This window comes from Micrococcus sp. APC 4021, from assembly GCF_030407635.1.
Lineage (GTDB): Bacteria > Actinomycetota > Actinomycetes > Actinomycetales > Micrococcaceae > Micrococcus > Micrococcus luteus.
Map to the genome: position 1 here is coordinate 1 of NZ_JASDCZ010000036.1, position 18802 is coordinate 18802.

Sequence of the window (18802 nt, forward strand, 5' to 3'; positions counted from 1 at the left end):
GCCGCGCCGTCGACGAGCTGCGCCCCATCACCATCACCCGGGGCTGGTCCCGGCAGGCGGAGGGCTCGGCCCTGATCGAGTTCGGGAACACCCGCGTGCTGTGCACCGCCTCCTTCACCGAGGGCGTGCCGCGCTGGCTCAAGGGCGAGGGGACCGGCTGGGTCACCGCCGAGTACGCGATGCTCCCGCGGGCCACCAACGAGCGCAGCCAGCGGGAGTCCGTCAAGGGCCGGATCGGCGGGCGCACCCACGAGATCTCCCGCCTGATCGGCCGGTCCCTGCGCGCCGTCATCGACCTGTCCGCCCTGGGGGAGAACACCATCGTCCTGGACTGCGACGTCCTCGATGCCGACGGCGGCACCCGCACCGCCGCCATCACGGGCGCCTACGTCGCCCTCGCCGAGGCGGTGGCCTGGGCGCGGCGCGAGGGGATCCTCGCGAAGGGCGCCGCCGTCCTCAAGGACTCCGTCGCCGCGGTGTCCGTGGGCATCGTGGACGGGGTGCCCGTCCTCGACCTGCCGTACGTGGAGGACGTGAAGGCGGAGACGGACATGAACGTGGTCGTCACCGGGGCCGGGGAGTTCGTGGAGGTGCAGGGCACCGCCGAGGGCGCGCCGTTCACCCGCGCCGAGCTGGACACCCTGCTGGACCTGGCCCTGATCGGCACGGGTGAGCTGGCCCGCGTCCAGGCCGAGACCCTGGCCGCCGCCACGGAGGACCGGGCGTGAGCGCGCCCGCCTCCTCGTCGGCAGGCCTGCCGGAGGGCGCCCGCGTCGTGCTCGCCACGCACAACGCGGGCAAGGTGCGCGAGCTGCGGCAGCTGCTCGCCGGCGCCGTGCCCGGCCTCGACGTGGAGGCCGCGGTGGTGGACGCGGGCGCCGTGGGCGCCCCGGACGTCGTCGAGGACGGCGTCACGTTCGCCCAGAACGCGCTGAAGAAGGCCCGCGCCGTGGCCGCGCACACGGGGCTGATCGCCGTCGCGGACGACTCCGGTCTGGCCGTGGACGTGCTGCACGGCGCCCCCGGGATCTTCTCGGCCCGCTGGGCCGGGCGCCACGGGGACGACCGTGCCAACCTCGAGCTGCTGCTGGCCCAGCTGGCCGACGTGCCGGACGAGCATCGGGGTGCCCAGTTCGTGTGCGCCGCCGCGCTCGCGGTCCCCAGCGGCCCGGACGCCGCGGGCGCCCGGGCCATCCACGTCGAGCACGTCGAGCACGGCCGCCTGCCCGGCACCCTGCTGCGCGAGCCCGTGGGGGACGGCGGCTTCGGCTACGACCCGATCCTGCGCCCCGAGGGCCGGGACGTGTCCACCGCGCAGCTGAGCCCCGAGGACAAGAACGCGATCAGCCACCGGGGGCACGCCTTCCGCGCCCTGCTGCCCTACCTGGTGGACGCGCTCGACGCGCGCCCGTGAGCGGCGGGCGCGCCCCCGTGCCGGGGCTGGACTTCACCGCGATCGACTTCGAGACCGCCAACGGCTTCCGCGGCTCCCCGTGTGCCGTGGGCGCCGTCCGGGTGCGGGACGGGGTCATGGTGGACCGTGCGGAGTGGCTGATCCGTCCGCCCGTCGGCTTCGACCGGTTCGATCCCCGCAACGTGCGCATCCACGGCATCACCGAGGACCGCGTCCTGGACGCCCCCCGGTTCGCGCAGGTGTACGACGAGCTCGCGGACTTCGTGGGGACGGACGTGCTCGCGGCGCACAACGCGGGCTTCGACGTCGGCGTCATCGAGTCCGGCCTCGAGGTCTCCGGCCGGGACGTGCCGGGCCTGGAGTTCGTGTGCACCCTGGTGCTGGCGCGCCGCGTCTACGACCTGCCCTCGTACGCCCTGCCCTCCGCGGCGCGCGAGGCCGGGTTCACCCCGGGACGCCACCACGACGCACTGGCCGACGCCGAGGCCTGCGCGGCCATCCTCGTGGACATCGGCCGGCGCGTGCTGGGGGCGCCGCCGGCCGACGCGGAGATTCTGCCCGGGCTGACCGACGCGCCGGCCGGCCGCGGCGTCGACCGCCTGATGCGGGCCCAGGGGCTGGGCGTCAGCGTCCTCGCCCCCCGGGCGGCGGGATCGGGCGCCGAGTCGAAGGCCACCCGCCAGGCCCGGCGCACTGAGGGCGTCTTCGACGCGCGGGTCCCGCTGCGGGACGAACGCGCCATGCCCGACTTCATGCGCTGGCCGGACGAGGGCGTCAATCCGCCCCCGAACCCGACCGCCGACCCGGGTCACCCCCTGTTCGGCCAGACCGTGGTGTTCACGGGCGGCATCGGCATGTCGCGTCAGAGTGCCAAGACGCGCGCGGCCGCGCACGGCGCGCAGACCGCGAACCGGGTGGGCGCGGCCACCACGATGCTCGTCGTGGGGGACGGCTTCGAGGCCGCGGACCTGCACCGCCCGCGCGCCGAGGACGGGGCACCGCAGGCCGTGACCACGGCGCTGGCGCACCGCAAGACGCGGGACGCCCTGCGCCGGCGGGACCGTGGGCAGGCCATCGCCCTGGTCTCCGAGGGGGAGTTCCTGCAGATGCTCGACGGGAACTGGCCGGACGCCGCGCGCTGAACCACTCAGGTGGTCGCGGCGCTCCAGCGCCGGGCGGCCTCCAGGACGACCTCGCGCTCGGCGATCCACCCCGGGACGGAGGCCTCGGCCGCGGCGCGGTCCGCGGGGTCGTGCGCGCCGAACACGGCGGTGCCGTGCGCCGCGCCGAGCACCTGCCCGGCCAGCGAGGCCGTGGAGTCGGAGTCGCCGTCGTGGTTCACGCCGATCCGCAGCGCCAGGGCGAGCGCCGCCGCCGGATCGGCCGGGTGCGCCGCCTGCGCGGTGAGCGCGGCATACAGCGCGATGGCCAGGGCCTCCTCCGCGACCCAGCCCTCGCCGAGCGCGGTGGGGAGGGCGCCGGGGGCGCCGGGGTCGGCGTCGACGGTGCCGGCCAGGTCGACCGCCGCGGTGACGGCGGCGCGGGTCTCCTCGGCCTCCTCGCCCAGGGTGTCGAGCCACGCGCGGGCGTGCGCGACCGCGGCGGCCAGGTCCAGGCCGCGCAGCAGGGCCGCGATGACGAGGGCGTACGCGGCCGCCGCGACCCACGCGGTGGGGTGGCCGTGCGTGAGGACGGCCCCCTGGCGGGCAAGGGACACGACGTGCGGGTCCTCGAGCCCCGGCACCATTCCGTACGGGGCCGAGCGCATGACCGTCCCGCAGCCCTTCGAACCCGGGTTGTGCGGGTCGCCCGGCAGGCCCATCCCCGGTTCGGCGAGCCCGCTCAGGCACGCGGTGCCCGGCGCGCGGCGCACCTTCAGCTCCGCGTGCGCGTCGATCCAGCGGGGCGGGGCCGGGGGAGCGCCCTCGGGCAGCGCGCCGTCCTGCGTGGCGAACCAGCGCAGGCACGCGAGCCACACGCACGCCGCAGGATCGGCCGGGACGCCGTCGTTCTGCCACTCGATCCACTCGAGCAGGCCGTCGAGCACGTACAGCGTCAGCTGCGTGTCGTCGGTGATCGGCAGGGCGTGGGCGCCCTGCTGGGCGAGCAGGTCCGCGGCGTCGGTGACGCCGGCGGGGCCGTGCACCGCCGCGATCCCCGACGCGGGGGTGAACTCGACGACGCCGCCCAGCGCGTCCCCGGCGGCACCGGCCGCGAGGAGGGCCAGGACCCGGTCGGCGTGCTCGGGGCCGGGCAGGGGCGTGGACGAGGAGGCGGTGGGCTCGGGCGCGGTGGCGGACATGCCGCCATCGTACGAGCTGCACCGCGTCGTGCTTATCCCGTCCACACCCTCCCTAGAGTGGGCCGCATGATCCTGCTGCACACCTCGGACTGGCATCTGGGCCGGTCGTTCCACGGCACCGGACTGCTCGAGGCCCAGGAGGAGGTCCTGGACGCCCTCGTCGCGACCGTGACGGAGCGCGGCGTGGACGCCGTCCTGCTGGCCGGGGACGTGTACGACCGCGCGCTGCCGCCGGCGGACGCCGTCCGGCTGCTGGACCGGACGCTCACCCGGCTGCACGCGGCCGGCGCCCAGGTGGTGCTCACGAGCGGCAACCACGACTCGGCGGTGCGCCTCGGCTTCGGCGGCGGACTCCTGGCGGCCGCGGGCGTGCACGTGCGCGCGGACGCGGCGGAGCTGGACCGCCCCGTGCTGCTCACCGAGCCCGGGGTCGACGGCGGTGCGGGCCAGACCGTGGCCGTCTACGGCATCCCCTACCTCGAACCGCGCCACCAGGGACCGGCCTGGGGCGTGGAGCCCCACCACACGGCCGTGCTGACGGAGGCGGTCCGCCGCGTCCACGCCGATCTGGCCGCCCGCCGCGCCGAGACGCCGGAGCCGGTGGCCGCCGTCGTGCTGGCCCACCTGTTCGCGGCCGGGGGCCACGGCTCCGAGTCCGAACGGGACATCGGCGAGGGCGAGCACGTTGAGCCGGACGCCCCGCCCGAGATGCTGGTGGGCACGCTGGGGCAGGTGCCGGTCTCCGTGTTCGACGGGCTCGACTACGCGGCCCTGGGCCACCTGCACGGCCGCCAGCGGCTGGCAGAGCACGTGCGGTACTCCGGCTCACCGCTGCCGTACTCCTTCGCCGAGGCGGGCCACCGCAAGGGCGGCTGGCTCGTCCACGTCACGGGCGGGGCCGTCACCGACGTCGAGGCCGTGGACTGGGACGCCGGACGGCGCCTGGCGGTGCTGTCCGGGCCGATCGAGGACCTGCTGGAGTCCCCGGAGTTCGCGTGGGCGGAGCAGTGCTGGGTGCAGGTCACCGTCACCGACGACGAACGCCCCGAGCGGGCCCTGGAGCGCCTGAAGACCCGGTTCCCCTCCGTGCTCGTCTTCCGCCACGAACCGGCCGGCGGGAGGCGGGCCCGGGAGCGGACCTACGCCCAGGTCCTGCGGCAGGCACCCTCGGACCACGCGCTCGCGGTCGGTTTCGTGGACCACGTCCGGCAGCGGCCGGCCAGCGAGGCGGAGCAGGACCTGCTGCGGGACGCCCTCGAGGCCGCCCGTGCGGCGGAGGTGCGCGCATGAGGATCCATCGGATGCGCCTGGAGGGGCTCGGGCCCTATGCCCAGGCGCAGGACGTCGACTTCGACCGGCTCAACGCGGCCGGCCTGTTCCTGCTGGACGGGCCCACCGGCGCGGGCAAGTCCACGGTGCTGGCCGCGCTGTGCTTCGCCCTCTACGGGACCGTGCCAGGCGGACGGTCGGCCGAGTCGCTCGTGACCACGCTGCGCGAGCCGGGCGCGGTGATCCCCGAGGTGCAGGTCGAGTTCACCGTGCAGGGCCGGCGCTTCGAGGTGGTCCGCTCACCCAAGCACGAGCGGCCCCGCCGGCGACGCAGCGCAGCGGGGGGCGCCACCGTCACCACGCAGGCCACGGTCTCCCTGCGGGAACGCGTGGCCGGGGAATGGACGGCGCCGCTCACCCGGGCGGACGAGGTCGGCCAGCAGATCGCGGCCGTCCTGCACCTGGACGCCGAGCAGTTCATACAGGTGGTCCTGCTGCCCCAGGGACAGTTCGCCCAGTTCCTCACCGCGAAGTCGGATGAGCGCCGCGTCCTGCTGCGGCGGCTCTTCGGCACGCAGCGCTTCGACGGCGTCGAGGAGCACCTGCGCGTCGAGACGGCCCGGCTGGACACCGCGGTGGCCGTGGACGCGGACGTGGCCCGGACCGCGCGGGCACAGCTGGCCGAGGCGCTCCACGAGGCGCTCGGCCCGGACTGGCATGCGCCGGAGCCGTCACCGGACACGGACGACCGGCTGCTCGCCCTCGCCGCCGAGCGCGCAGGTCGCGCCCACGAGGACGCGCGGGCCGACCTCGCCACGGCCCGCGCCGCGGAGCAGCGGGCCCGGGTGACGGCGCGTGAGCTGGAGACCCGCGGGCGGGACCTGGCCGCGGCCGAGGCGTGGGCGAGCCGTCGACGCGACCACGACGCCGAGGCCGAGACCGCCGCGGCGCGGCGCCGCGCCGTCGACGCCCATGAGCGCGCCGGGCGGGTGCTCGCGGCCGCCCAGCGGGCCTCCGCGGCGGCGGACGCCGCCGGCACCGCGTCGGAGGCGGTGACGGAGGCCCTGGCGCACGTCGAGGACGAGCCGACCGCGGCGGCGTGGCTCGCCGCCGCCCGGGCGGACGGGGCCGCCGATGCGCCCGCCTCCCGCCAGGCGCTGGGGGAGGCCGAGCGCGCCGCGGAGGCGGTGGCGCGCGCCGTCCGGGACCGTGACCGGATGCGCGAGCTGGAGCAGGAGGCGGCCGCCGCGGCGGAGCGTCGGGCCGAGATCGACCGCGACCGCGCCGCCCTGGTCGAGTCCCGCCCCGAGCGTGAGGCGGCCGTCGCGGCACACCGCGCGGTCGTCGAACGCGGCACCGAGCGTCTCGGCGCCCGGGAGGCCGTGGACCGCGCCGTGTCCGAGGCCGCCGCTCGCCGCACGGCCGCCGAGGCCGCGGCCGCCCGCGCCGTCGAGGTCGAGACCGCGGCCCGGGCCCACCGGGAGGCACAGGAGCGGCGACGTGAGGCCGCCGAACGGCACGTCGGTCTGCTGCGTGCCCGGTACGAGCAGGCCGCCTCCGAACTGGCGGAGCGGCTCGTGCCCGGCGAGCCGTGCGCCGTGTGCGGCTCGCCCGAGCACCCGGCCCCGGCCGCGACCGCGGACACCGCGGTGACCGAGGCGGACGTGCGGGACGCCGAGCAGGCCCGGACCGCGGCCGACCGGGCCGCGACCGACGCCGAGACCGCCCTGCGCGCCGCCGAGCAGACCCTCCGCTCGGCGGGCGAGGCCGCCGCCGGGCTCGCACCCGAGGCCGCGCGGGAGGCGCTCGAGCGCGCCGAGACCGAACGGGCCGCGCTGGACCAGGCGGCGAAGGACCTCGCCGCGGACCGCCGCCGGCTGACCGCCGCCGAGAAGACGCTCGCCGGGGCCGACGAGACCGCCGCCGCGCTCGCGGCCGAGGACGGCCGGCTCGCCGAGGCCGCCGCCCACCGCGCCGCCCGGCTGACCGAGCTGCGGGACGCCGTCGAGGCCGCCCGCGGCGACGCCGAGACCCTCGACGCCCGCCGCGACCAGGTCACCGCCGCACGCCGGGTCCTGGCCGCCCTCGCTGCGGCGCAGGACGAGGACGCGCGCGCCCGGGCGGTCGCCGACGAGACCGGACAGGCGCTCACCGCCACGCTGGCCGAACAGCGCTTCGACGACGTCGACGCGGCGCGCGCGGCCCGCCTCGAGGAGACGGAGGCCGCCGACCGCACGGCCGCCGTGCAGGAGTGGGACGCCGAACGGGCCCGCCTCGCCGAGCTCGAGGCGAGCGAGCCCGTCCGCCGGGGCCGCGCCCTCGCCGAGGCGGGCGTCGAGCCGCCGACCGAGGAGCAGACCCGCGCCGCCGCCGAGGCGCTCGCCGCGGCCGAGGCCGCGAGCTCGTCCCGGGCGACGGCGGTCGGGCGGCTCGATTCGCTCGTCGCCACGGTGCGCCGGCAGTCGGCCGCCCTGACCGAGGTCCTGGAGCGGTCCGCCGGGCTCATCGCCGAGCACACGCGGGTGCGGGGGCTGCTCGACCTCGTCCGCGGCGGCGGGGAGAACCTGCTCAAGATGCCCCTGACGAGCTATGTCCTCGCCGGGCGGCTCGAGGAGGTCGCCGCCGCGGCCACCGAGCGTCTGCTCGCCATGACGGACCAGCGGTATTCGATCGAGTACTCCGACGCCGTGGGCGGGCGCGGGAACAAGGGCCTCGAACTCGTCATCCGGGACCACTACGTGGACGAGACGCGCCACCCGGCCACGCTCTCGGGCGGCGAGACCTTCATGGCCTCCCTCGCCCTCGCCCTGGGGCTCGCGGACACCGTGCAGGCCGAAGCCGGCGGCATCGAACTGGACACGCTCTTCGTGGACGAGGGCTTCGGCTCGCTCGACGCGGACACCCTCGACGACGTCCTGGACGTCGTGGACACCCTGCGGACCGGTGGCCGGACCGTGGGCCTCGTCTCCCACGTCGAACGGATGAGGCAGGAGATCGGCGTGCGCCTCGAGGTGCGCAAGGACCGGCGCGGCTCGAGCCTCGCGGTGCACGACGGCGCCTGAGCGACGGGGGTGCGCCCCGCCGCCCCGGCCCGCGCCACGCGTGAGGTCAGGCCCGGCGCCACCGCCGGCGGAGGCGCTGCCGGAGTCGGCCGAGGCGTCCGGCGTCGAGCTCGGACGGGGCCGCCCAACGCTCCTCAGCCCGGCGCGCCTGCTCGGCCGCGCGCTCGGCCGCGACGCGCTGCGCCTCCCGCTCGGCCGCGACACGGCGCTCCTCCTGCAGGCGGCGCTCCCCGCGGACCTCGGTGAGCCGGTACAGCACGGGCACGAGCACGAGCGTGAGCAGGGTGGAGGACACCAGGCCGCCCACCACGGCCACCGCGAGGGGCTGGGAGATGAACCCCGCGTGCCCCGTGATGCCCAGGGCCATCGGGGTCATGGCCAGGATGGTGGCCAGGGCCGTCATCACCACCGGGCGCACGCGGTTGAGCGCGCCCACCTCGATCGCCTCGTCCAAGGTCATGCCGCGGTCGCGGCGGTACTGGTTGATCAGGTCGATCAGCACGATCGCGTTCGTCACCACGATGCCCACCAGCATGAGCAGCCCGATCATCGTGGACAGTCCCAGCGGCGTGCCGGTGGCCAGCAGCGCCAGGAACACGCCCGTGGCGGCGAAGGGGATCGACACGAGCAGCACGAGCGGCTGGCGCAGCGAGTTGAACGTCGCCACCATCACGACGTACACGGTCGCCACGGCAGCCAGCAGCGCCAGTCCGAGGTCCCGGAACGTCTGCGCCTGCTGCTCCGCCGCGCCGCCCACGGCCGCGGTGACGCCCTCGGGCAGGTCCAGCTCCGCCACGGCCTGCGTGACCCGGCGCGAGACGGCCCCGAGGTCCTCGTCGTCCGGGGTCACCGTGACGACGGCGGTCCGCTCGCCGTTCGAGGACGTCACCCGGGCGGGCACCGGCACTCGCGAGACCTCGGCGAGGTCCCCCAGCGGCACGGGCCCCTCGGCCGTCTCCACGGGCACCTGGCGCAGGGCGTCGAGGGACTCGACCGGCTCCGGGTCACCCAGCTGCACCGCGAAGCTCTCGAACCCGAAGCGGACGTCGCCCACGGGCACGGCCTGCAGGGCGGCGGCGGCCTGGCCGGCCACCGCCTCCTCGGTCAGGCCGAGCCGGGCGGCGGCGACGGTGTCCACGTCCACCTGGAACGTCGGGCGCAGGTCCGAAGCCGGCGTCGTCACCTCGCGGGCACCCTCGACGGGCCGCAGCGCCTCGGCGACCTGATCGGCGGCCGCGGTGAGGGCCTGCGGGTCGGGGGCGGAGACGGCCACCTCGATGTCCTGGCCGCCGCTCGGCCCCTGCTGTGTGGAGACGGACACGTCGCCCACGCCGTCGAGACCCGTGAGCTCGGCGCGCACCCCGTCCTGGAGGGCCACCTGGTCCGCATCCGGGTCGGTCACCACCGTGAACCGCGCCCGGTCCGCCGAGGAGCCGCCGAAGGCCCCCATCGGACCGGCGGCGGTGCCGGCCGTCCACTGGACCGTCTCGACGCCGTCGGTGTCCAGCAGCACCCGCTCGATGCGCTCGGCGGCGGCGGCCGTGGTCTCCAGCGACGTCCCCGGCTCCTGCTCCGCCGTGACGACGAACGAGTTCTGTCCCGAGTCGCCCAGGAGGTTCGTGGGGATCAGCGGGACCAGCGCGGCCGTGCCGGCCAGCAGCGCCAGGGCGGCGGCGAGGGTGACCACGGTGTGCCGCTGTGTCCAGCGCAGCACCGGGCGGTAGGCCCGGGTGAGCCATCCGCCGGCCGCCACGGGCCGGTCGCCGGGGACGGCGGGCGCGGCCGTGGTCTCGGCCCCGCGCCGCGGGGAGCGCAGGAACCACCAGCACAGCACCGGCACGATCGTCAGGGCGACGACGAGGGAGGCCAGCAGGGCGACCGTGGCGGTCACGGCGAAGGGCCGGAACAGCTCGCCGGCCAGGCCGCCCACGAAGGCGATGGGCAGGAACACGGCCACGGAGACGAGGGTGGAGGCGGTGATCGCGGTGGCGACCTCGCGCGTGCCGTCCAGGATCGCGGTGCGCCGGTCGGCACCCAGGCCGAGGTGCCGGCGGATGTTCTCCACCACCACGATCGCGTCGTCCACGACTCGGCCGATCGAGATCGTCAGCGCCCCGAGCGTCAGCGTGTTGAGGGAGTAGCCGAAGGCCGCCACCCCGATGAGGGCGGCCAGCAGGGACAGCGGAATGGACACGGCGGTGACGAGGGTGGAGCGCACCGAGAGCAGGAACACGGCGATCACCAGCACGGCGAACGCCAGGCCCAGCAGGCCCTCCTGGAACAGCGTGTCGATGGACTGCTGGATGAACGGGGCCTGGTCGAACACCACGGTCAGGTCCGCGCCGCCGCCGACCAGGGACGCCAGCTCCGGCAGGGCGTCGCGCACGGCCTGCGAGACCGCCACGAGGTCGGCGTCCGGGGTCGCGGTCACGGAGACGGACAGCGTCGGCACCCCGTCGGTGCGGGTCAGGGACGTGGGGGCCGCGGCCACGAGGGTGACGTCGGCGACCTCGTCCAGGGTGCGCGGTTCGCCGTCACCGGAGGGAGCGACGACGATCCCGCGCAGGCCCTCGAGGTCCTCGACGGCGGCGCCCGCCTGGACGGGATAGGTGGTCGCGCCCTCGGTGACCTGGCCGACGGGGAAGAGGCCGGCGTTCTCCTCGAGTGCGTCGGTGATGTCGGAGGTGGTCAGCCCGGCGGCGGCGAGCGCGGCCGGGTCCGGGACCACGGAGACGTTCTCGTCCGTGCCGCCGAGGACGTCGGCGCCCCGGACGCCGTCGATCTTCTGCAGCCGCGGGGCCAGGACGTCCTCGGCGCGGCGGCGCAGGGTGTTGAGGTCCTCGTCCCCGGACAGGGCGAGGAAGACCACCGGGAAGTCGGAGACGGAGCCCGCGAAGGACGAGGTCTCCGCCTCCTCCGGCAGCTGCGGCCCCAGGTTGGCGACCACGCGGTCCACCTGGGACCGGGCCCGGTTCAGGTCTGTGCCGTAGGCGAACTCCAGCTGGACCGCGTTGAAGCCGGACTGCGACGTGGACCGCGAGGATTCGAGCCCCTCCACGGCCTGCAGGGCCGTCTCGAGGGGCTCGCCCACCTGCGCGTCCACGACCTCGGGGGACGCCCCCGGGTAGAGCGTCGACACGGAGATGACGGGCAGCTCGAGCGGGGGGATCAGCTCCCGCTTGAGCTGGCCGGCGGAGAGGACGCCGAACACCGCGATGAACACGGTGACGAGCGCCACGAGCGCCCGCCGGCCGAGCGAGAACCGTGCGAGCGCTCCCATCGCGGCGTCAGGCCAGCTTCAGTGCGGCGTCCGTGGCGGTGCGGACCTCGTCCAGCAGCGCCGGGTCGTCGTTGAGCGTGTGGCCCAGGGACGGGATGAGCTCCTTGAGCGTGCCGTCCCAGCCGGCCATCTTCGCGGGGAAGCAGCGCTCGAGCAGCTTCACCATGATGGGGGCCGCGGTGGAGGCGCCCGGCGAGGCGCCGAGCAGGCCGCCGAGCGAGCCGTCCGCGTGGGTGACGACCTCGGTGCCGAACTGCAGGACGCCGCCGAAGCGGCCCTTGCGCTTCATCACCTGCACGCGCTGGCCCGCGGTGATCAGCTCCCACTCGCCGCCGTCGGCCTCCGGGTAGAACTCGTGCAGCGCGTCGATCTTCTTGTCCCGGGACTTCAGCACCTCGGTCACGAGATACTTGGTCAGGTCCATGTTGTCCTTGGCCACGTCCAGCATCGTGCTGAGGTTGTGCGGGCGCACGGACAGCGGCAGGTCCAGGTAGGAGCCGGTCTTGAGGAAGTTCGTGGAGAACCCGGCGTAGGGGCCGAACAGCAGGGAGCGCTTGCCGTTGACGAAGCGGGTGTCCAGGTGGGGCACGGACATCGGAGGCGCGCCGACGGCGGCCTGGCCGTACACCTTGGCCATGTGCTGGTTGACCACGGACTCGTCCGTGCAGCGCAGGAACTGGCCGGAGACCGGGAAGCCGCCGAAGCCCTTGGCCTCGGGGATGCCGGACTTCTGCAGCAGGGGCAGGGCGCCGCCGCCGGCACCGACGAAGACGAAGCGGGCGCGGTCCACGAGCTCGGAGCCGGCGGCCTTGTTCTTGACCTTGACCTCCCAGCGGCCGTCCGTGCCGCGGGTGAGGCCCGTGACCTTGTGGCCGAAGCGCACCTCGGCGCCGGCGCCGGCCATGGCCGTGATGAGCTGGCGGGTGAGGGAGCCGAAGTCGACGTCGGTGCCGCCCGTGTTGCGGGACGCCGCCAGGCGCTGGCCCGACTCACGGCCCTCGATCAGCAGCGGGGCCCAGGCGCGGATCTGCTCCGGGTCCTCGCTGTGCTCCATGCCGGCGAACAGCGGCTGGGCGGACATGGCCTCGTAGCGGGTGCGGAGGTAGTCCGCGTGGTCGTCGCCCCACACGAAGGACATGTGCGGCAGCGGGTTGATGAAGGACTTGGGGTCCTTGAGCGTGCCGTCCGCCACCAGGGAGGACCAGAACTGGCGGGTGGTCCAGAACTGCTCGTTGATGCCCAGCGCCTTGGTGACGTCCACCCGGCCGTTCTTGTCCATGGGCGAGTAGTTCAGCTCGCACAGGGCGGCGTGGCCGGTGCCCGCGTTGTTCCACGGGTCGGAGGACTCCAGGCCGGCCTGGTCGAGGCTCTCGTACAGGGCGATGGACCAGGTGGGCTCGAGCTTCTGCAGCAGCACGCCCAGGGTGGCGCTCATGATGCCGCCGCCGATCAGGACGACGTCGTGGGTGGCGGTGGACGAGGTGGTGGGCACGGTCAACTCCTGAAGCAGAACGACGGCGGGTGGGCGCAGTGCGACCAGGCCGAGCAGAGGCGGTCGGGCCGGGCGCCGTGATCCCCCACTGTACTACCGGTGCGTTCAGCTTTCGGTCAGCCTGACGCGCGAGAAGGGCTCGTCCAGCTGCGGCGACGTCGGGTAGGAGGCCACGCGTGGGCCGGTGGCCAGGGCCGAGATCGGATAGACCAGCGGCAGCGCCGGCAGGTCGAGGGCCATGGCCCGGACGACGCGGCGGAACAGGGCGCGGCGCGCGTCGTCGTCGTTCTCGGCCGCCGCCGCGTCCACGTCCTCGACGACGCGCGGGTTGCGGTAGCCGGTCTCGGCGCGGCCCGAGCGCGCGAAGGGCTCGAGGAACGCGTGCGGGTCGCGATAGTCGCCGGTGCGGCCCATCAGGTGCAGGGCTCGGGTGGGCCGGGAGACGACGGCGTGCAGGTAGTCCTGGTCCTCCGGCACGGGCACGGGCACGATGTGCATCCCCACCGCGCCGAGGTCGCGGGCGACCATCGCGTAGACCCGCTCCGGCTCGGGCAGGGAGGGGCGGGCCGTGCCGGCCGGGTAGAGGAACTCCAACGGCTCCCCGTCGTATCCCGCCAGGTGGAGGAACTCGCGGGCCCGGCCCGGGTTGACGTCGTAGCGCCGCGCCTCCTCGTCGCCGACGCCGAGGGACGGGGGGACGAGGTCGTGGGCCAGGCGGGTGCCCTCGAGGAAGACGTCGCTGCCGGCGATGCGCGGGCGGTCCACCGCGTACGCGATCGCCTGGCGCAGGTACTGCGCGCGCACGAGTGGATGGTCCAGGTTCATGCCCACGTAGAGCACGCCCAGGGGGTCCCGGGGCAGCACCTGGGTGCCGGCCTCGACGAGGGGGCGCAGCTGGCCGGGGGCGACGACGTCGATCACGTCCGCCGTGCCGCGCCGCAGCTCCCGCAGGCGCACGGAGGCCCGACCCCACGCCTGCACGGCCACCGGGTACGCCGCCGGATCGGAGCCGCGGTGGCGGGGGCTGGGGACCAGGATCGTCGCGCCCGAGGCACCCGGGTGGGCGCGCGTGAGCTCGGCGGTCTCCGCGGCGTCGGCCCAGCGGTAGGGGCCGGTGCCGGCGGGGGTGGTGACCTCGGAGCCGTCCACGTCGACCGTGCGGTCCCACGAGGCCGGCGAGGAGATCGCGAAGGCCGGCGAGGCCAGCGCGGCCGCGAGGTGACGGCGGGGGGAGTGCAGGCGCAGCCGCACCTCGAGCTCTCCGCGGGCCTCGACGCCGGCGAAGGCGGAGTCCGCGTCCCCGGCGTATCCGCCGAAGGCCGAGACGAACGTGGAGGGCGGGGCGACGGTCCCGTCCACGGGCGCAGGGGCGGCGGCCCACCGCTCGATGTTCGCGACCACGGCGGCGGCGTCGCACGGCTCGCCGTCGTCGAACACCACCCCGGAGACCAGGTGGAACGTGTGGAGGCGGCCGCCGTCGGACTCCTCGTGCCGTTCGGCGAGGCGGGGCGTGGGGGCGCCGGTGTCCGGGTCCACACCGAGCAGCGTCTCGAAGACCTGGCGGATCAGACGGAAGGACTCGACGTCCAGTGCGCGGGCCGGATCCCGCGTCAGCGCCCGCGCCGGGGCGCCGACCACGAGCAGCCGGCCCGGTCCCGAGGAGGTCGGGGCGGCGGTGGACGGCGCCGCGGGCGACGTCGTGCAGCCGGCCACGCCCAGGCCGAGCAGACCCAGGCCCCCGCCGAGGAAGGCGCGGCGAGTGGGCTGCATGGCGGCCTCCTCTGGCAGGTGACATCGGGATCGGGCGGGCCCGGGGAGTGCGGGCGGGGGGACTCGAACCCCCACGTCCAGGACACTGGAACCTAAATCCAGCGCGTCTACCAATTCCGCCACGCCCGCGCACACCCCGCGCACGGGGCGAGGCCCGATCCTACCGTGCGGTGCCCGGGCGCGGCGGGCGCGGATCAGGCCTCGTCGAGGCCGAGGGTGCGGCGCAGTCGGGCCACGTGGCCGGTCGCCTTCACGTTGTACTGCGCGCGGGTGACCTTCCCATCCGGGCCGACGACGATCGTGGAGCGGATCAGACCCTCGAAGGTCCGCCCGTAGTTCTTCTTCTCGCCCCAGGCGCCGTAGGCCTCAGCCACCGCGTGGTCCTCATCCGAGAGCAGGGGGAACGTCAGGCCCTCCTGCTCGGCGAACCGGATGATCTTGCCGATCGGGTCGGGGGAGATCCCCAGGACGACGTAGCCGGCCGCGGTGAGGGAGGCGAGGCTGTCCCGGAAGTCGCAGGCCTGCGTGGTGCAGCCGGGCGTGGACGCGGCCGGGTAGAAGTAGACGATCGTGTGCTTGCCCGCGCTGTCGCGCAGCGAGACGGGCCGGCCCTCCTGGTCCTGGAGGGTGAACGCAGGTGCCGTGTCGCCGGGCTGGAGGCGGTGCTGGGTCGTGTCGGTCATGGGCCCCAGCCTACGGTGGGCCCGGGCGGGGAGCGGGGACGACGAAGGCCCCGTCTCCGTGGAGACGGGGCCTTCGCTTCGTGTGGTGCACCCCCCGGGACTCGAACCCGGAACCTGCTGATTAAGAGTCAGATGCTCTACCGGTTGAGCTAGAGGTGCAGGTGCCGCACCGCCTCTCGGATCTCTCCGGTGCGCCGTGCAACGAGGTGAAACCCTACCAGGGGTTTCAGACGCCGTGCAAATCGGGGGGCGTGACGTCCGTCGTGTCCGGCTCCGGGGCCGCGTAGAGGCGGTCCAGCTCGTCCATGAAGGCGGTCATGAAGGCGTGGAAGTCGGTGGCGTCCTCGGCCTGGTCGAGCTCCGCGGTGCCGTCCTCCGTGAGGTCGCCCACCGGCACCCGCGTGTGCTCCGGGACGTCGAACCACGTCCGGAAGCCCGTGACGGTCTCCACCTGATAGCCGCTGCCCGTGTCCGCCACGGTGGCCACGTTGGCCAGGCCCACCTCGACGACGTCGGCGCGGTCCGCGGAGGCCTCGGTCACCGGGCCGTGCGGGTCGTCCTCGGCCACGCCCGGCGCGCGGCGGTCGTGGTCGTCCGGGGTGGAGGTGGGGTCGAACGGGCACAGCAGCATCTCGAGCGGCTGGTGGCGGTAGCCGATCACGAGGGGGGAGGAGGAGCCCGAGGGCTGGCCGTAGACGACGTTGTAGTCGCCGTGGTTGAACACGCGCGCATCGAAGACGCGGCGCAGCCGTCTGTGCAGGGTGGGCGTGTCCATGGGCCCAACGTACGCGGACCCGTCCGCACGTGTCATGCCGCGACACCCGTCATACGGGGACGTCGCTCCGGCCCGGTGGCGCCGTGCTCACTAGACTCCGCGGCATGGACTCCGCCGCGTCGACTCCCAGCACCCCGTCCGCCGCCCCCGACATCAAGCCGCGCTCGCGCGACGTCACCGATGGCATGGAGCGCACCGCCGCCCGCGGCATGCTCCGCGCGGTCGGCATGGGGGACGAGGACTTCGGCAAGCCGCAGATCGGCATCGCGTCGTCCTGGAACGAGATCACCCCCTGCAACCTCTCCCTGGACCGCCTCGCCCAGGCCTCGAAGGACGGCGTCCACGCGGCCGGTGGATATCCGCTGGAGTTCGGCACGGTCTCCGTCTCGGACGGCATCTCCATGGGCCACGAGGGCATGCACTTCTCCCTCGTCTCCCGCGAGGTGATCGCCGACTCGGTGGAGACCGTGATGATGGCCGAGCGCCTGGACGGCTCCGTCCTGCTCGCCGGCTGCGACAAGTCGCTGCCGGGCATGCTCATGGCCGCCGCCCGCCTGGACCTGGCCTCCGTGTTCGTCTACGCCGGCTCGATCATGCCGGGCGTGGCCCGCCTGACCGACGGCACCGAGAGGCAGGTGACCATCATCGACGCCTTCGAGGCGGTCGGCGCCTGCGCCCGCGGTCTCATGTCCGAGGAGGACCTGCTCCGCATCGAGAAGTCCATCGCCCCGGGCGAGGGCGCCTGCGGCGGCATGTACACCGCCAACACCATGGCCTCCATCGGTGAGGCCCTCGGCATGTCCCTGCCCGGTTCCGCCGCCGCCCCCTCCGCGGACCGCCGCCGCGACGCCTTCGCGCGCCGCTCCGGCGAGGCCGTGGTGAAGATGATCCGCCAGGGCATCACGGCCCGGGACATCATGACCAAGCCCGCGTTCGAGAACGCGATCGCCGTGACCATGGCGTTCGGCGGCTCCACCAACGCCGTGCTGCACCTGCTCGCCATCGCCCGGGAGGCGGGCGTGGACCTGCAGCTGTCCGACTTCAACCGCATCGCCGACCGCACTCCGCACATCGCCGACCTCAAGCCGTTCGGCCAGTACGTCATGACGGACGTGGACCGCATCGGCGGCGTCCCGGTGGTCATGAAGGCCCTGCTGGACGAGGGCCTGCTGCACGGGGACACCCTCACCGTCACCGGCAAGACGCTCGCCGAGAACCTGGCCGCGCTCGATCCGGACCCGGTGGACGGCAAGGTCATCCGCACCATGGACGACGCGATGCACCCCAACGGCGGCATCGCGATCCTCCACGGCTCGCTGGCCCCGGAGGGCGCCGTCGTGAAGTCCGCCGGCTTCGATGCGGACGTCTTCGAGGGCACCGCGCGCGTCTTCGACCGTGAGCGCGCCGCCATGGACGCCCTCGAGGACGGGACCATCGCCGCCGGCGACGTCGTGGTCATCCGCTATGAGGGCCCGAAGGGCGGCCCGGGCATGCGCGAGATGCTCGCGATCACCGGCGCCATCAAGGGGGCGGGCCTGGGCAAGGACGTCCTGTTGATCACCGACGGGCGCTTCTCCGGCGGCACCACCGGCCTGTGCATCGGCCACATCGCTCCCGAGGCCGCCGAGGGAGGGCCGATCGGCCTGGTGCAGGACGGCGACCGCATCCGCGTGGACATCGCCGGACGCACCATGGACCTGCTCGTGGACGAGGCCGAGCTCGCCGCCCGCCGCGAGTCCTGGAAGCCGGTGGAGCCGAAGTTCACCACGGGCGTGCTGGGCAAGTACGCCAAGCTGGTGCACTCGGCCGCCGAGGGCGCCTACCTGGGCTGAGGGCCGGTCGGCCCGCACGCCGAGACGAGCAGAGGATGAGCATGCACGAGACCGACGCCCGGGCCGGGGGAACCCCGCCGCGTCCCGGGCGGGAGGCGCGCTGATGGAGGTCGTCATCCTGCCCGATGCCGCCGCCCTGGGCCGGCACGGCGCGGACGCGGTGGCCGCCCACGTGGCGGCCCGTCCCGAGGCCGTCCTGGGGCTGGCCACCGGTTCCTCGCCCCTGCCCGTCTACGACGAGCTCGCCCGCCGGGTCCGGGACGGGGAGCTGTCCCTGCGCTCCTGCCGCGCGTTCCTGCTGGACGAGTACGTCGGCCTGCCCGCGGGACACCCCGAGTCCTACCGCACCGTGATCGAGCGGGAGTTCGTCGTGCGCACGGACATCGCCCCGGAGGCCGTGCACGGTCCGGACGGCGGGGCGGCGGACGTCCCGGGCGCCTGCGCCGCCTACGAGGAGGCGCTGCGCGAGGCCGGCGGCGTGGACGTGCAGCTGCTCGGCGTGGGCACGGACGGGCACATCGCGTTCAACGAGCCCGGCTCCTCCCTCGCCTCCCGCACGCGCATCAAGGTGCTCGCCGAGCAGACCCGGCGGGACAACGCCCGCTTCTTCGACGGCGACCTCGACCAGGTCCCGACCCACTGCCTCACCCAGGGCGTGGGCACGATCCTCGACGCCCGACACCTGGTCCTGCTGGCCCGGGGCGAGGGCAAGGCCGAGGCGGTGCGGCAGCTCGTGGAGGGCCCCGTGAGCGCGCGCTGGCCGGTCACGGCCCTGCAGCTGCACCCGCATGTGACCGTCCTCGTGGACGAGGCCGCCGCCGGGCGACTCGAGCTCGCGGGGGAGTACCGCCACATGTGGGAGGCCAAGCCGTCCTGGCAGGGCCTCTGAGCGCCCCTCGTCCATCGACCCGCCCACCCCGGAA

13 protein-coding genes and 2 tRNA genes are annotated in these 18802 nt (G+C 75.0%); 7 read left to right on the top strand and 8 right to left on the bottom strand.

Annotation, left to right across the window (positions count from 1 at the left end):
- The 3 genes from rph to QL983_RS04995 form a co-directional block, all read left to right on the top strand.
- A partial coding sequence (gene rph / locus QL983_RS04985; protein ID WP_290151541.1) for a ribonuclease PH occupies nucleotides 1-728 on the top strand: 728 nt, incomplete at its 5' end.
- Nucleotides 725-1414, top strand: coding sequence for a non-canonical purine NTP pyrophosphatase (locus tag QL983_RS04990; RefSeq protein ID WP_036312997.1), 690 nt, complete (start codon nucleotides 725-727; stop codon nucleotides 1412-1414). The genes rph and QL983_RS04990, both read left to right, overlap by 4 nt.
- Nucleotides 1411-2556, top strand: coding sequence for an exonuclease domain-containing protein (locus QL983_RS04995; protein WP_036312995.1), 1146 nt, complete (start codon nucleotides 1411-1413; stop codon nucleotides 2554-2556). The genes QL983_RS04990 and QL983_RS04995 overlap by 4 nt, the downstream gene beginning before the upstream one ends.
- A 5-nt stretch (nucleotides 2557-2561) precedes the next feature.
- Here QL983_RS04995 and QL983_RS05000 read toward each other — a convergent pair whose 3' ends face one another.
- Nucleotides 2562-3716 carry an ADP-ribosylglycohydrolase family protein gene (locus QL983_RS05000; protein WP_036312992.1) on the bottom strand — a complete coding sequence of 385 codons (1155 nt, stop codon included), beginning with the start codon at nucleotides 3714-3716 and terminating at the stop codon, nucleotides 2562-2564.
- 66 nt (nucleotides 3717-3782) lie between these two features.
- Between QL983_RS05000 and QL983_RS05005 the strand changes: the two genes are divergently transcribed.
- Together QL983_RS05005 and QL983_RS05010 are read left to right on the top strand one after the other, a co-directional pair.
- On the top strand, nucleotides 3783-5006 hold the full coding sequence (locus QL983_RS05005) for an exonuclease SbcCD subunit D (protein ID WP_036312989.1): 1224 nt from the start codon (nucleotides 3783-3785) through the stop codon (nucleotides 5004-5006).
- Nucleotides 5003-8047 (top strand): SMC family ATPase, encoded by a 3045-nt coding sequence (locus QL983_RS05010; protein ID WP_036312986.1) that lies wholly within the window; start codon nucleotides 5003-5005, stop codon nucleotides 8045-8047. The genes QL983_RS05005 and QL983_RS05010 overlap by 4 nt, the downstream gene beginning before the upstream one ends.
- A 46-nt stretch (nucleotides 8048-8093) precedes the next feature.
- On the opposite strand, the gene QL983_RS05015 is transcribed toward QL983_RS05010, so the two are convergent.
- From QL983_RS05015 to QL983_RS05045, 7 genes are all read right to left on the bottom strand, one after another.
- On the bottom strand, nucleotides 8094-11327 hold the full coding sequence (locus QL983_RS05015) for an efflux RND transporter permease subunit (protein ID WP_036312982.1): 3234 nt from the start codon (nucleotides 11325-11327) through the stop codon (nucleotides 8094-8096).
- 7 nt (nucleotides 11328-11334) lie between these two features.
- Nucleotides 11335-12825, bottom strand: coding sequence for a malate:quinone oxidoreductase (locus QL983_RS05020; RefSeq protein ID WP_225941337.1), 1491 nt, complete (start codon nucleotides 12823-12825; stop codon nucleotides 11335-11337).
- Nucleotides 12826-12924: 99 nt separating this feature from the next.
- The gene (locus QL983_RS05025) at nucleotides 12925-14589 is read right to left on the bottom strand and encodes an ABC transporter substrate-binding protein (RefSeq protein WP_230277812.1); all 1665 of its coding nucleotides are present in this window, start codon (nucleotides 14587-14589) and stop codon (nucleotides 12925-12927) included.
- A 48-nt stretch (nucleotides 14590-14637) separates the two neighbouring features.
- A tRNA-Leu gene (locus tag QL983_RS05030) sits at nucleotides 14638-14718 on the bottom strand.
- A 65-nt stretch (nucleotides 14719-14783) separates the two neighbouring features.
- Entirely contained in the window at nucleotides 14784-15272 is a 489-nt protein-coding gene (bcp, locus tag QL983_RS05035; protein WP_290151553.1) for a thioredoxin-dependent thiol peroxidase, read from the bottom strand.
- 83 nt (nucleotides 15273-15355) lie between these two features.
- Nucleotides 15356-15431 (bottom strand) — tRNA-Lys (locus tag QL983_RS05040).
- Nucleotides 15432-15498: 67 nt separating this feature from the next.
- Nucleotides 15499-16047, bottom strand: a complete 549-nt coding sequence (locus QL983_RS05045; protein ID WP_065573672.1) for a hypothetical protein — start codon at nucleotides 16045-16047, stop codon at nucleotides 15499-15501.
- Between the two features lie 104 nt (nucleotides 16048-16151).
- Here QL983_RS05045 and ilvD point away from each other — a divergent pair, with 104 nt between their 5' ends.
- Both ilvD and nagB read left to right on the top strand, forming a co-directional pair.
- Nucleotides 16152-17879, top strand: coding sequence for a dihydroxy-acid dehydratase (gene ilvD / locus QL983_RS05050; protein WP_060973922.1), 1728 nt, complete (start codon nucleotides 16152-16154; stop codon nucleotides 17877-17879).
- A 103-nt stretch (nucleotides 17880-17982) separates the two neighbouring features.
- Nucleotides 17983-18768, top strand: a complete 786-nt coding sequence (gene nagB, locus QL983_RS05055; protein WP_036382115.1) for a glucosamine-6-phosphate deaminase — start codon at nucleotides 17983-17985, stop codon at nucleotides 18766-18768.
- The last annotated feature ends 34 nt before the right edge of the window (nucleotides 18769-18802 follow it).